Genomic DNA, 13,594 nt, shown 5'->3' with positions numbered 1-13,594 from the left:
GCGGCTCAGGCCAACCCGAGCAGCTTGAGCTTGCGGTACAGCGTGGCCCGCGCCACCCCCAGGCTGCGCGCGGTGGCAGACACATTGCCGGCATTGCGCGCCATCGCCGCGCGCACCGCCTCGAGCTCGATGTCGCGCAGGCACACCTCGCTGCCGCGCAACGGCGCCGCCCGCAGCGCCAGTGCATCGTCGAAATCGGTCAGCAGCTCCTCGGGGAAATGCTGCAGGCCGATCTCCTCCTCGCCCTCCGCCAGGGTCAGGGCCAGCCGCAACACGTGGCCGAGCTGCCGGATGTTGCCCGGCCAGCGATAGTGCATCAGGACATGGCGCGCCTCCGGCGACAGCATCGGCACATCGCCCTCCCCCGCCTCGCGGGCCAGCAGGGCGTCGATCAGCACCGCCCGGTCGCCACGTTCGCGCAGGGCCGGCAGGCTCACCCGCACCCCCTTGATCCGGTAGTACAGGTCTTCCCGGAAGCGCCCTTCCGCCACCAGGGTTTCCAGGCGGCGGTGGGTGGCCGCCACCACGCGGGCATCGAAGACGATCTGGCGGGCGCCCCCCAGGCGGCTGAAGCTGCGCTCCTGCAGCACCCGCAACAGGCGGCCCTGCAGCTCCATCGGCATGTCGCCGATCTCGTCGAGGAAGAGAGTGCCGCCGCGCGCCAGTTCGAACTTGCCCAACGCACCGCCGCGCCGGCCGCCGGTGAAGGCCCCGTCCTCGTAGCCGAAGAACTCCGACTCGATCAGCCCGGCCGGCAGCGACGAACAGTTGATCGCCACGAAGGGCCCGGCGGAGCGGCTGCTGTCATCGTGCAGACGACGCGCCAGCACCTCCTTGCCGGTGCCGGTCTCGCCGTTGATGAGCACCGGTATGTCACGCTCGAAGGCACGCCGGGCCACGTGCAAGGCCTGCCCGGCCACCGGATCGAAACCGATGGCGTCGCCACTGCCCGCCGCCTGCCCGGCCTGCGCCGGCAGCACCGGACGCGCGGCCAGGGCATGGATGCGCTGCGCGCCCTCGCGCAGGCCGGCCAGCATCGCCCCCGGGCGCATCGCCTGGAAGCGCGCGTCGAAGCGCAGCCCGCCGTCGCTGCGCAGCACGCCCTTGTCGAGCCGGCCGGCGAGGGCGCGCCGGAAGGTTTCCGGCGGGCAGTCGAAGAGCGTCTCGAAGCGCTCGCGGCCTGCTTCAGCGGCGCCCAGGCCCAGGAGCTGTCGGGCGCTCTGGTTGGCCCCCAGCAGCGTGCCGTCCTCGGCGAACACCACCACCCCTTCGAGCGGCGTGTCGAGCAGATCGGGGCGGTAGTGGAAGCCCATCGTCAGGGCGCCCTGCAGCTCAGCCAGCATGCGGTTCTCGATGGCGCGGGCGGCAATGCCGAGGGGCTCGAGGATGGTGACCGGCTCGCCGTGGCCCATGCGCGTTGCGTCGAGCACCCCGACCAGCGCGCCGGACGGGCCGAAGAGGGGCACCGCGGCGCAGCTGAAGGGGCGCACCTCGTCGAGGAAGTGCTCGGCGGCACGCACCACCATCGGCCGCCCCTCGGTCAGGGAACATCCCGGCCCGTTGGTGCCCACCGCCGCCTCGCTGACGTTGCGCCCCACCTGGAAGATGCTAGCCAGCTCGCGGGCCTCGATGCCGCTGCCGCACACCGAGCTGACCACGATGCCCTCCATGTCGATGCAGGCCAGCGCCCAACCGGCGTGCCCGAGCGACAGGTGGAGCTTCTCCATCTCTGGCAAGGCGCTGGCGATCAAGGGGCGGCAGCGCTCCTCGATCAGTGATTTCTCGTGGCGCGCGACCGGATTGAAGACGCGCCGGTCGCCCGTCCCCAGCCCCAGCTCTCGGGAACGCTCCCACGAGCGGATCACCATTTCGGGTATCAACCCGTCCGGCCTTTTTCCCTCCCGGAAAAAATGCCTGCGTGCCAGTTCAACCCGTTGCCCGAAGGACACCGCGGATTCGCCCATGCTTTTGTCTCCTCTATTTGGCGAATAACAAGTCAACCTTTCCCCGGCGTTGACTCGTTTCAATACACCCCATTCCGGGCCATCCACTGCGTGCAGCCCGGAACAAATGCAAGCCAATGATTTTTATTTGTTTTTATGTGAAACCCAAGCACTCCCCGGCAGGCACGCCGGCTGCTATGGGCTTATGACCCCGAGCGGAATATCCCTATCCCGGAACGGGGCGCACCACATTAAATAAGTTCGACAACTCAAGTCAATGAGGAGACAAGATGACAGGACACCGTGAAATGCGGCGCTCCGGGCAGCGCGCAATGCAATTCGCCGGCAGCACCCTGCTGGCCTGTGCGCTGCTCGCCGGCCCGGCCCGGGCAGAACCCGCCAAGGGCTCCCGCGAACACATCGCCGCGGTCACCGCCCGGGTGGACGCCCCCGCCATCCGGGCCAACGCGGCCCGCGGCAATGATTGGCCGGCCTATGGCCTCGACTATGCGGAGACCCGCCACAGCCCGCTCACGGCGATCAATGCCGGCAACGTCAACACGCTCGGCCTGGTCTGGTCCTACAACCTCGAATCGACCCGCGGCGTGGAAGCCACGCCCCTGGTGGTGGACGGCATCATGTACGTCACCGCCTCGTGGAGCGTCGTACACGCGGTGGATGTACGCAGCGGCAAGCGCCTGTGGTCCTACGACCCCAAGGTGCCCCGCGAGATCGGCTTCAAGGGCTGCTGCGACGTGGTGAACCGGGGCGTCGCCCTGTACAAGGGCAAGGTCTTCGTCGGCACCTTCGACGGCCGCCTGGTGGCGCTGGATGCAGCCACCGGCAAGCCGGTATGGGAGAAGGACACCATCGAGGACCGCAGCCACTCCTACACCGTCACCGGCGCCCCGCGGGTCATCAAGGGCAAGGTGATCATCGGCAACGGCGGCGCCGAGTACGGCGTGCGCGGCTACATCACAGCCTATGACGCCGAGAGCGGCGAGCAGAAGTGGCGCTGGTACACCGTGCCTGGCGACCCCGCCAAGCCCTTCGAGGACGCCTCCATGGCCAAAGCCGCCAAGACCTGGGACCCGGCCGGCAAGTGGTGGGTCAACGGCGGCGGCGGCACCGTGTGGAACTCCATGGCCTACGACCCCGAGCTCAACCTGATGTATGTAGGCACCGGCAACGGCTCGCCGTGGAACCACCGCAAGCGCAGCCCGGGCGGCGGCGACAACCTCTACCTGGCCTCGGTGGTGGCCCTCGACCCGGACACCGGCAAATACGTCTGGCACTACCAGGAAACCCCCGGCGACAACTGGGACTACACCTCGGTGCAGGACATCATCCTCACCGACCTGACCCTGGACGGGAAGAAGCGCAAGGTGCTGCTGCACGCCCCCAAGAACGGCTTCTTCTTCGTCATCGACCGGACCAACGGCAAGTTCATTTCCGCCAAGCCCTTCACCGAGGTGAACTGGGCCACCGGCTATGACAAGAAGGGCCGCCCGATCGAAACGCCGGAAGCCCGCTCGCGGGAGGCCTTCGACAGCGTGCCCGGCCCCTTCGGCGGCCACAACTGGCATGCCATGTCCTTCAACCCGAAGACCGGCCTGGCCTACTTCCCGGTGCAGAACGTGCCGATCAACCTGGCCGAGGACAAGGCCTGGACCCACAACGGCAACCAGCCCGGGCAGCCCCAGTCGGGCACCGGCTGGAACACCGGCATGCTGATCAACACTCAGCCGCCCAAGAGCAAGGCCTTCGGCCGCCTGATCGCCTGGGATCCGGTGAAGCAGAAGGAGGCCTGGCGCCAGGAATACACCTCGCCGTGGAACGGCGGCACCCTCAGCACCGCCGGCAACCTGGTGTTCGCCGGCAGCGCCGACGGCCGCTTCGCCGCCTACCGTGCCGACACCGGCGAGAAGCTGTGGGAGGCCCCGATCGGCACCGGCATCATCGCCCCGCCGGTCACCTACCAGGTGGATGGACGGCAATACGTGTCGATCGCCGTCGGCTGGGGCGGCGTCTTCGGCCTGATGCAGCGCGCCACCGACAAGCAGGACAACGGTCGCGTCTACACCTTTGCGCTGGGCGGCACCACGCCCCTGCCCCAGCCCCCCGCCTACGCCCTCGGCGAGCTGATCTCCGGCGTCAAGTACGACCCGGCCCACATCCCCGAAGGCACCCGCCTGTATGTCAGCCACTGCGTCTTCTGCCACGGCGTGCCCGGCGTGGACAAGGGCGGCAACATCCCCAACCTGGGCTATGTGCCGTCACGCGACATCGAGAACCTGTCCGACTTCGTCTTCAACGGCCCCTTCCTGAAGAAGGGCATGCCCGACTTCACCGGCAAGCTCAGCCTGGATGACGTGGACAAGATCAAGGCCTTCATCCAAGGCACCGCCGACGCCGTGCGGCCGAAGAAGTAATCCCTCCCTCTTGCCGCGGCCAGTGCCTTCCTCTCCCCCTCCCTTCCGGACGGCCGCGGCCTTTTTATTCAGCACCACCCGCAAGACAACGCCCTACAACAACACGGAGACAAGACCATGCGCACTTCCAACCAGCCCTCCAAGCCCTTCCGCGTCCGCCTGTGCAGCGCGGCCCTGGCCGCCGCCGGCCTCTTCGGCGGCAGCGCCCAGGCCGACGTGCGCCCCGATCCGGGCGACTACACCGGCCTGCCGGCGGGCACCAACCTCGCCCTCGTGTATGCCCAGTTCCCCCGCGCCGACAAGGTGTACGCCAATGGCAACAAGGTGGTGGACAACCTCGACCTGTCGGTCAATGCCGGCATCCTGCGTTACGTGCATTTCATGAAGCTCGGCGACTACATCATCGACCCGCAGATCATCATGCCCTTCGGCAGCCAGAAGATCGGCCTGTCGGACAGCAAGGCCAGCGGCATCGGCGACGTGATCTTCGGCGGCACCCTGTGGACCATCGCCGACCTGGCCCGTGGCGAGCACCTCGGCTGGTCGGTGTTCTTCACCGCCCCCACCGGCAGCGACAAGAACCAGGGCTTCGCCCTCAGCAACAACCGCTGGGCCACCGACCTGCAGGTGGGCTACATCCGCAAGCTGAGCAACAAGTGGACGGTGGATCTGATCGGCGAGACCGAGTTCTACCAGGACCAGCGCGACACCAAGTCGCAGAAGGACCCGCTGCTGCAGGCCCACGGCCACCTGCGCTACCACCTCAGCGACGCCACCTACCTGGCCGCCACCTACCGCCACGCCTGGGGCGCCAAGGAAACCCTCCACGGCGCCGAGATCGCCGGCGCCAAGAACAACGGCACGGCCATGCTCACCTGGGCCTCCTTCGTGGATAAGCAATGGCAGGTGCAACTGCAGTACGTACATGACCTGAAGGTCGAGGAAGGCCCCAAGATCAGCGGCCTGCAGGCCCGCCTGCTGTATGTGTACTAAGCGGGCTCGGCCTGGCCGCACAAGCTGGCGGCCAGGTGCTTGAGATCCAGCACGCCGAGCATGCGCTCGGCGCTGCCGCTCCCCACCCGCAGCGGCGACCAGCGGACGCCGGCCGCCTCAGGCAGGGCCTGCAGGTTGGCCCGCGCCACACCGGACGCCTCGGGCCGGCTGCGTGGCGCGTCGTCGATGCTCAGCAGGCGCGGCACGTTGAAGCCGACGAAGCCGCCCCCGGTGTCCACCACCAGCACGCTGGCAGTCGGTGAGCGCTCGGCGCCGGGCAGGCCCATCAGGGTGCTCAGGCAGAACGTGGGAATCGCCCGCCCGCCGCTCACCACCAGGCCGGTGGTGCGCGACCCGGCACCGAAGAGCGTGCAGTCGTCCGACCAGGGCAGGATCTCGGTGATCTGCTCGATGGGCGTCGCCACCTCGAAGCCCAGGTCATAGGTCAGCACCTGGCACCGCGTCCCGGCCAGCTGTGCTTCATCGTCCGGGCCGCCTGCCGTCCCGGCAGCGGCGCCATCGACCGGCGTGTTGACCCGCCCCAGGCCCTGCAGCTCGGGGTTCGCGCGGATCTGCTGCGCATCCAGCAGCAGGGAGTAGGCCGTCTGCCGGCCGGCGTCCGAGACGGCCCCACAGGTCAGCACAGCCATCGGCAGGGCACCGGCAAACAGGCCGTCCCTGGGCAGGGTACCGGCGGGAATGGGAACGGGCACGCAGCTGCCGGTCCGCAGCACGTCGATGATCTCGTCCACCATGAAGGCCACCCAGCCCCGCGGGTACTGAACCAGGAAGGCCTGGGTCAGCCAGGGATTGGCGATCTCGCCGAGGCCGCAGAAAGCCAGGAGGTCCACCGCCGGGATCCTGACGCCGGCGTATTCGATGATGCCCAGGCACCAGCCGCCAGCCAGGGGCGAATTGAGGATCTGCGGGTGCAGGATGGTGGTGTAGACAGCGTCGGATGCCAGCGCCATCGGCACCGGGCCGGTACGCACCAGCATCAGGTAGGCCTCGGCCGCGCCCCCCGTCCCGGTAGCCGCCGGATTCAGGCTGAGGCCACGGGCGCTGCCGGGGCAGTCCACCATGGGCACGTCCTGCAAGCCGGCCAGCCCTTCCGGCGACAACACGCTGACCAGCACGCCATCGTCGGGGCGCCGGAAGCCGCCGTCGAAAAGGGGCAAGGCCGCGTTGCGCGCCTCCAGCCGGCTCCAGCCTCCCGCCTCGCACGTGAACACCCCCACCACGCCGCTGGCCAACAGGCCCAGCAGGCGCCCCTCATGGGCCATGATGACGATGCTGTCAGCCTCGCCGGCCGCCGGGTCCATGCCGATCACGCGGCGCAGATCCACCACCGGCACCAGGGTCCCGCGCAAATCCACGCCCCCCACCACGCAGGGCGCGGCACAGGGCAGCGCGGCAAGCGCACCTCGCGGCACCACCTCGCGGAGAGCCTCGAGGGGCAGCCCCAGTTGCATCGAGGCCAGGAAGAAGACCCCGAAGCGGCGCTCGCCAGCACCGTCCGCAAGACTCATCGCTCGACGGCCCGGGCGAGTTCCTCGATGAGCCGCGACACCTGGCCGGCCAGCTCGCGCTGCTGATCGGTGGCGCCGGCGATCTCGTTGGCGCTGTCGACAGTGCGCTCCACCGAGCTGAGGATGCCCTCGAAGCTGCGCGCGGCCGAGCGGCTCACCTCCGCCCCCTGCTGCACGTTGTGGGAGGACTCGTCGATCAGGCGTGCGATCTCCTGGGCCGCCGTGGAGCTGCGCTCCGCCAGCTTGCGCACCTCCGCCGCCACCACCGAGAAGCCCACCCCCTGCTGGCCGGCGCGGGCCGCCTCGATGGCGGCATTGAAGGCCAGCAGGTTGGTCTGGTTGGCGATCTCGCTGATCACCCGGACAATCTCGGCCACCCGGCTGGAGCTGCTCTGGATTCGGTCGATCGCGGCGATCGACTTCTGCACCGCGTCGAAGCCGGTCTTGGCGGCGGCGGAGGTCTCCATCGCCATGCTCGAGGCGACCCCCGAGTTGTCGGCGATCGCCGTGATGCTGTCCACCAGGCTGCGTACGCTGCCGGTCATGTCGCTGGCCTTGTCATTGATGCGCCTCGCCAGCAACACCTCCTGGGTTACGTCATGGGCGTACTTGACGATCTTCATGACCTGCCCGTTGAGGTCCAGGATGGGGTGGTAGGTGGCCTGGATCCACACATCGCGGTTGAACTTGCCGACCCGGTGGAAGCGGCCGCTGATGTGCTCGCCGGCATTGAGACGCAACCAGAAGCTCCGGTATTCCTCGCCCTGGGTGTACTCGACGCTGCAGAACTGGCTGTGGTGATGCCCCTGGATCTCCCGCAAGGTGTAGCCCATCGCGACCAGGAAGTTGCGGTTGGCGGTGAGCACATTGCCATCCAGGTCGAACTCGATGACCGCCTGCCCTTCGTCGATGGCCGCCACCTTGGCCGCGAACTCGGCATTGCGCAGCTTGCTGTGGGTCACATCGCTGGCAAACTTCACCACCTTCACCGGATTGCCATCGGGGTCGAAGATCGGGTTATAGGTGGCCTGGATCCAGACCTCCTTGTCGTTGTGCCCGATGCGCCGGAACTCACCGGAACAGAACTCCCCGCGGCGCAGCCGATCCCAGAATAGTTGGTAGGCCGACGAGGCAACCTCCTCCGGCCCCACGAAGAGGCTGTGATGCTGCCCCAGCAGTTCTTCCAGCCGATACTCCATCACGTCCAGGAAATTCTGGTTGGCCGCCAGGATGGTGCCATCCAGGCTGAATTCGATGACGGCCTGACTGCGGCTGATCGCCGCAACATAGCCAGCCAGGTCCTGCTCCGCCACGCTGAACTGCGTGTCGGCGTTCACCGCCGGCCGGATCACCCTGGTGGCCCTTGCGGGCTTCTCTGCAGCACCCATTCTTCTCCCCTTATCGATGTCATCCCCGCACACCGGAAGTGTGTGGCGCGTCACAGGAGCTTACGGACACTCGGCGCTAACTCTTTAGGAGTAAGTCCGAGCTTGAAGCACGACGCTTTTCATTATGCGGACGCGTGCACATTCAATGTGCACCACTGCGGGAAGCATATGGACCATTGCTACATCAATGTTCACGGCCGGCGCATCTTACCGACTCGGTTTAATATCCTCGCAGAAGCCGTCGCAGTACATCACACGGCCAACCGGTTGTCGGGAGGAAGAACAATGATAGAGGCTCGCCTGCGTGTCGAGCTGAGGGCCGAGCTCCGCGTGCTGTCTGCAGAGGCCGGGATCAACGAAGTCCTGGGCTACAGCAGTGAAGACCTGACAAACGGCCTGGTGCGGCTCGGGCACCTGATCCATCCCGACGACGCGGACATCGCCCTGCAGCTGTTCTGCACCGAGCCGACGGCCACAGTCGAAGTCGCCAACCTGCGCATGCGCCACGCGGACGGGCGCATCCGCTGCATCCGTGCCGAGTTCTCCCGGCGCGGCACACCCCAAGGGGGCATCGAACTCCTGCTGCTGTTGCAGGATGCCCGCAGCCTGCCGCGGACCATGGTGGACGCCGCCGGCATGCCCACCCTCAGGGCGATGCTCGAGAACACCGACGACTTCATCTACTTCAAGGACCGCAACCACGTCTTCACCGGCGCCAGCCAGACCCTGGTGTCCCTGTGCGAACCCGTGGCCCACTGGACCGACTTCATCGGCAAGACCGACTACGACGTGTTCCCCGAGGCCTACGCCGACATCTACTACCGCCTCGAAAAGGCGGTGTTTGCCGGCAGCGAAGTCGCCCAGGACGTGCAGCAGACACTCACCCGCGACGGCCAGCGCGGATGGGTGGACAATCGCAAGTACCCGATCCGCGACGACAGCGGGGACATCGTGGGCCTCTACGGCGTGGCCCGCGACATCACGGAACTGAAGCAGGCCCAGGCCGACCTGGAGACCTACAGCGACCACCTCGAAGACATCGTGCAGCAGCGCACTGTTGAACTGGGGGCCATCTTCGATGCGGCCCCGATCGGCATCGTGCTGCTGCGCAACCGGGTGGTGCTCAAGTGCAACCGCATGCTCGAGACCTTGCTGGGCTACGACAGGGAGGAACTGATCGGCCACTCGACCCGGGCCTGGTACCGGAACGACACCGAGTTCGAGCTCTTCGGCGAGCGGCTCTATCCTCACATCGAGGGCGGCGAGACCGTCCATCGCGAGCAGGAGATGATCCGCAAGGACGGCACGCGCCTGTGGGCCCGCGTCTCCATTCGCCTGCTCGAGCCCGGCATGGCCGGCAGCGTCGCCCTGGCCACGGTGGCCGACATCACCCAGGAACGGCTCGCCATCGAGGAGATGGACCGCGCCCGCGAGATGGCGGAAGACGCCGCCAACACCAAGGCGGCCTTCCTGGCCAATATGTCCCACGAGATCCGGACCCCGATGAATGCGGTGATCGGCATGACTCACCTGGCCTTGAAGGCAGACCCGCCACCCACGGTGCGCGACTACCTGCACAAGATCCATGGCGCGAGCCAGCACCTTCTCTCGGTCATCAACGACATCCTGGACTACAGCAAGCTCGAGGCCGGCAAGACCGTGCTGGAGCACGATGCCTTCAAACTCGAACAGCTCTTCGACGAGCTCACCGCGGTATTCGGCGAACGCATCGCGCGCAAGGGCCTGGAGTTCGTCATCCGCGTCGAGCCCGAGGTGCCTCGCCAACTGGTCGGCGATGTGTTCCGGATCAGGCAGGTGCTGATCAACCTGGTCAGCAACGCGATCAAGTTCACCGACCAGGGCCACGTCTCCGTTGTGGTCTCGGCAACGGAGAGCGCGGAGGCGCAAGCGCTCATCTGCTTTGCCGTCAGCGACAGCGGCATCGGGCTTTCGGAAGAGCAATGCCGGAACCTCTTCCAGAGCTTCCACCAGGCCGATGCGTCCACCACCCGCAAGTTTGGCGGCAGCGGCCTGGGCCTGGCGATCTCCCTCCGCCTGGCCCGGCTGATGCAGGGCGACATCACCATCCAGAGCAAGCCGGGCAGCGGCTCCACCTTTGCCTTTACCGCCCGGCTCGCCATCGGCGACACGGCCCGGCCAGCCGAGCCGGCTCTGCCAGACCTGCGGGTGCCGTGCGGGGTGGCGCACAACGTATCGCCGTCGACCCAGGCACGCCCGGAGGCTCTCGCGCCGCACCCGGAATTCAAGGGCCTCAAGGTTCTCGTCGCCGAAGACAACGAACTCAGCCAGGAAGTCGCCAAGGGCCTGCTGAACCTCCTGGGTGTCGAGGCGGATATCGCCGAGAACGGTGCCGTCGCCGTGGACATGGTGCGGCAGCACCCGTATGGACTGGTCTTCATGGACATGCAGATGCCCGTCATGGACGGGCTGACCGCCACCCGCGAGATTCGCCGCCACGCCACGCCGGCGGACTTGCCCATCGTCGCCATGACGGCGAATGTCATGAGCAGGGACCGCCAGCGCTGCCTGGCAGCCGGCATGAACGACCATATCGGCAAGCCGATCGATCCCCAGACGTTGATCGCGACGCTGCACACATGGCTCAAGCGCCCCGCTCCGCCCGCAGTTGCAGCGCCGGCCCCGGCAACACCCGCGGCGGCTTCAGCCCCCGCCGGCACACCCGGGGCGATCGACCCGCAGCAGGGCCTGGCCCAGGTCGCCGGCATCGAGACGCTGTATCACCAGATCCTCGAACAGTTCGTGGCCGGCCAGCGCGACGCCGCCGAACGCATCGGCGCCGCCCTGCGGGCTGCCGACTGGCACACGGCGGAACAGATCGCCCACAACCTGAAGGGCACGGCGGCCCAGATCGGCGCCATGCCCCTGCACCGGATGGCCGGGCGCCTGCAGCACCTGACCCACGCCCGGCAGGCGGGGGATGAACTCGACGCGCTGCTGCGCGACACGCTGCAGGAAATGCAGGCAGTCATCGCAAGCGCAAAGGCCATCCTGGCGCAGGGGTGACGCAGCGCCCGGCTCAGGCCCCTTTCAGTGCCCGACGATGCGGAGCAGCGCCAGCACCAGCGCCAGCAGACAGGCCTGGCTCGACAACAACAGGCGCGGCATGCCGCGCACGGGCACAAAGCCGACGCCGCTCACCAGCCCGGCACTCATCGACCAGAGCAGCAGCAGGGCCGCCACATGATCCGCCACGCCCCAGCGGTCCATGGCGACATGGGGAAAGACGCTGAGGATGACAACCAGGACGATGCCCGTCAGCAAGGACAGGATGCGGAAGCCCGAATCGGGTGCCTCAGGGATCGCGTCATCCGCGTCACGCTTGCGCATGGTGGCGTTCTCCTCGTGTCCGCTCAGGCGGTGTCGTCGGCGCCAATGAGCAGGCGCGTATCGCTCAGGTAGGTGTGCGGCGGCACTTCCAGATTGGTCGGCGCCGGCTTGTTCTTGAAGACCCTGCCTGCAAAGTCGAAGGTCGAGCCGTGGCAGGGGCACAGGAAACCGCCGGGCCAGTCCGCCCCGAGCGCCGGATTGCCGGCCTGAAAGGCGCTGGACGGCGAACATCCGAGATGGGTGCAGATGCCCACCGCCACAAACACCTCGGGACGCAGGGAACGATGGCTGTTGCGCGCATAGTCGGGCTGCTGCGCCTCGACGCCCGACCCGGGGTCGGCCAGTCCGGGTTCGGCCTTGGCGAGCGCCGCCAGCATCTCAGGTGTGCGGCGCAGGATCCAGACCGGCTTGCCGCGCCACTCAAGCACCATCATGTCGCCCGGCGCGAGCTTGTCGATATCCACCTCGATCGGTGCCCCCGCCGCCATGGCCCGCTCGGAAGGGGTCAGGCTGCTGACGAACGGAACGGCCGCCGCCGCAAGCAGGGCACCGCCGGCACCGGCCGTGACCATCAACAAGGCGCGCCGGGAAGGATTGCAGGATGCCCCGTCGGTACAGCCGTCCGGTGGCAGGGAAGGGGCGCTGGTCGACATCATCATTCGTGACTCCCGAGTGTTGATTGGCGGCCGGCCTCATGCTCGGCCCACAGTGCATTGAGAATGGCCAGCAGCACGGCAAAGCCGATGCCCAGCAACCAGGTGAAGTACCACATGTCGTTAACTCCTCAGTAGGCGGAATGACTGTTTTCACGGATGTAGGCGGCGCTGACCTTGCCCCCCATCACGCGGTAGGCCCAGCTCGTGTACAGCACGATGAGCGGCATGAAGATCAGCGTGGCCCACAACATGATGTTGAGGGTCAGCTGGCTGGAGACGCTGTCCCACACGGTGAGGCTGGCCCGCGGGTCGACGGATGACGGCATGACAAAGGGGAACAGCGCCGCCCCCGCCGTGCCGATGACGCCGGCAATGGCCAGCGCCGACGCCCAGAAGGCGGCCAGCGTGCGCCCCGAACGGGCCAGCACCTGGGCGGCGACCACCCCGGCGAAGCCGAGCACCGGCAGCCCCAGCGTCAGCGGATAGCGCCGGTAGTTGGCAAACCAGGCGCCCGCCTCGCGCACCACCGTCTTGGCCAGCGGGTCGGGCAAGGCCGCAGCCTCCACCGTCGACTGGATGACATAACCGGGAATGCCCATCCACAGCCAGACGCCGGCAGCGGCAAAGCTCAGCACCAGCAGCCCACCGAAGAAGCCTGCCGCCCGCAAGGCCCGCCACTGGATCTCGCCCTGGGTACGATGGGCCAGATAGATGGCGCCGTGGAAAGTGATCAGCGCCGTCGACACCACGCCGGCGAGCAGCGCAAAGGGATTCAGCAAATCCCGGAAGCTGCCCGAGTAGGTGGACACCAGGTGGTCGTCGAAGCTGAAGGGCACGCCCTGGAACAGGTTGCCGAAGGCCACACCGAAGATCAGTGGTGGCACGGCTCCGCCGATGAAGAGACCCCAGTCCCAGGTCTTGCGCCAGGTGGGGTGGCTGATTTTGCTGCGGTAGTCAAAACCCACCGGTCTGAAGAACAAGGCCCACAGCACCGCCAGCATGGCCCAGTAGAAGCCGGAGAAGGCGGTGGCATAGACCAGCGGCCAGGCGGCGAAGAGGGCACCACCACCGGTGATGAACCACACCTGGTTGCCATCCCAGTGGGGGCCGACGGTATTGATGACGACCCGCCTTTCGATATCGTCCCTGGCGACGAAGGGCAGCAGTGTGCCGACCCCCATGTCGTGGCCGTCCATCACGGCAAAGCCCACCAGCAGTACGCCAACCAGCAGCCACCAGATCAGTTTGAGGGATTCGTAGTCGAGCATTCGGGGTGTCCTCGGT

The 13,594-nt window shown here is 67.4% G+C and carries 10 protein-coding genes; 3 read left to right on the top strand and 7 right to left on the bottom strand.

Annotated features, from left to right (window positions below; all coding sequences use genetic code 11):
* Positions 1–5: 5 nt before the first annotated feature.
* Entirely contained in the window at positions 6–1,964 is a 1,959-nt protein-coding gene (locus HHL15_RS22040) for a sigma-54-dependent Fis family transcriptional regulator (protein ID WP_169147974.1), read from the bottom strand.
* A 269-nt stretch (positions 1,965–2,233) separates the two neighbouring features.
* Between HHL15_RS22040 and HHL15_RS22035 the strand changes: the two genes are divergently transcribed.
* The gene (locus HHL15_RS22035; RefSeq protein ID WP_169147973.1) at positions 2,234–4,375 is read left to right on the top strand and encodes a PQQ-dependent dehydrogenase, methanol/ethanol family; all 2,142 of its coding nucleotides are present in this window, start codon (positions 2,234–2,236) and stop codon (positions 4,373–4,375) included.
* A gap of 117 nt (positions 4,376–4,492) precedes the next feature.
* On the top strand, positions 4,493–5,368 hold the full coding sequence (locus HHL15_RS22030) for a transporter (RefSeq protein WP_169147972.1): 876 nt from the start codon (positions 4,493–4,495) through the stop codon (positions 5,366–5,368).
* On the opposite strand, the gene HHL15_RS22025 is transcribed toward HHL15_RS22030, so the two are convergent.
* Positions 5,365–6,897, bottom strand: a complete 1,533-nt coding sequence (locus HHL15_RS22025; protein WP_169147971.1) for a chemotaxis protein CheW — start codon at positions 6,895–6,897, stop codon at positions 5,365–5,367. The two genes, HHL15_RS22030 and HHL15_RS22025, sit on opposite strands and share 4 nt — an antisense overlap.
* Positions 6,894–8,285: a methyl-accepting chemotaxis protein gene (locus tag HHL15_RS22020; RefSeq protein WP_169147970.1), complete on the bottom strand. Its 1,392-nt coding sequence runs from the start codon at positions 8,283–8,285 to the stop codon at positions 6,894–6,896. The genes HHL15_RS22025 and HHL15_RS22020 overlap by 4 nt, the downstream gene beginning before the upstream one ends.
* A 285-nt stretch (positions 8,286–8,570) precedes the next feature.
* On the opposite strand from HHL15_RS22020, the gene HHL15_RS22015 reads away from it, so the two are divergent.
* Positions 8,571–11,330, top strand: coding sequence for a PAS domain S-box protein (locus HHL15_RS22015; protein WP_169147969.1), 2,760 nt, complete (start codon positions 8,571–8,573; stop codon positions 11,328–11,330).
* 24 nt (positions 11,331–11,354) lie between these two features.
* Here the strand turns inward: HHL15_RS22015 and HHL15_RS22010 are convergent, their stop codons facing one another.
* Genes HHL15_RS22010 through cydB form a run of 4 tightly spaced genes read right to left on the bottom strand, consistent with a single transcriptional unit; the run spans position 11,355 to position 13,578 of the window.
* Positions 11,355–11,654, bottom strand: coding sequence for a cyd operon YbgE family protein (locus HHL15_RS22010; RefSeq protein WP_169147968.1), 300 nt, complete (start codon positions 11,652–11,654; stop codon positions 11,355–11,357).
* 23 nt (positions 11,655–11,677) lie between these two features.
* Entirely contained in the window at positions 11,678–12,313 is a 636-nt protein-coding gene (gene petA, locus HHL15_RS22005; RefSeq protein WP_268967127.1) for a ubiquinol-cytochrome c reductase iron-sulfur subunit, read from the bottom strand.
* Complete coding sequence (gene cydX / locus HHL15_RS22000; RefSeq protein WP_169147967.1) at positions 12,310–12,426, bottom strand: cytochrome bd-I oxidase subunit CydX; 117 nt, start codon at positions 12,424–12,426, stop codon at positions 12,310–12,312. Before cydX ends, petA begins: the two co-directional genes overlap by 4 nt.
* A gap of 12 nt (positions 12,427–12,438) precedes the next feature.
* Positions 12,439–13,578, bottom strand: a complete 1,140-nt coding sequence (gene cydB, locus HHL15_RS21995) for a cytochrome d ubiquinol oxidase subunit II (RefSeq protein WP_169147966.1) — start codon at positions 13,576–13,578, stop codon at positions 12,439–12,441.
* Positions 13,579–13,594 lie beyond the last annotated feature (16 nt).

The organism is Zoogloea dura (genome assembly GCF_012927165.1).
GTDB classification, from domain to species: domain Bacteria; phylum Pseudomonadota; class Gammaproteobacteria; order Burkholderiales; family Rhodocyclaceae; genus Zoogloea; species Zoogloea dura.
The sequence above is the reverse complement of the archived record's forward strand: the minus strand, read 5'-3'. Positions and strand labels throughout refer to the sequence as shown.

Excerpts from the sequence above, each read along its gene's own strand:
- HHL15_RS22030 (WP_169147972.1), top strand. The coding sequence starts at position 4,493 with ATGCGCACTTCCAACCAGCCCTCCAAGCCCTTCCGCGTCCGCCTGTGC.
- cydX (WP_169147967.1), bottom strand. The coding sequence starts at position 12,426 with ATGTGGTACTTCACCTGGTTGCTGGGCATCGGCTTTGCCGTGCTGCTG.
- HHL15_RS22035 (WP_169147973.1), top strand. The coding sequence starts at position 2,234 with ATGACAGGACACCGTGAAATGCGGCGCTCCGGGCAGCGCGCAATGCAA.
- cydB (WP_169147966.1), bottom strand. The coding sequence starts at position 13,578 with ATGCTCGACTACGAATCCCTCAAACTGATCTGGTGGCTGCTGGTTGGC.
- HHL15_RS22025 (WP_169147971.1), bottom strand. The coding sequence starts at position 6,897 with ATGAGTCTTGCGGACGGTGCTGGCGAGCGCCGCTTCGGGGTCTTCTTC.
- HHL15_RS22020 (WP_169147970.1), bottom strand. The coding sequence starts at position 8,285 with ATGGGTGCTGCAGAGAAGCCCGCAAGGGCCACCAGGGTGATCCGGCCG.
- HHL15_RS22040 (WP_169147974.1), bottom strand. The coding sequence starts at position 1,964 with ATGGGCGAATCCGCGGTGTCCTTCGGGCAACGGGTTGAACTGGCACGC.
- petA (WP_268967127.1), bottom strand. The coding sequence starts at position 12,313 with ATGATGATGTCGACCAGCGCCCCTTCCCTGCCACCGGACGGCTGTACC.
- HHL15_RS22015 (WP_169147969.1), top strand. The coding sequence starts at position 8,571 with ATGATAGAGGCTCGCCTGCGTGTCGAGCTGAGGGCCGAGCTCCGCGTG.
- HHL15_RS22010 (WP_169147968.1), bottom strand. The coding sequence starts at position 11,654 with ATGCGCAAGCGTGACGCGGATGACGCGATCCCTGAGGCACCCGATTCG.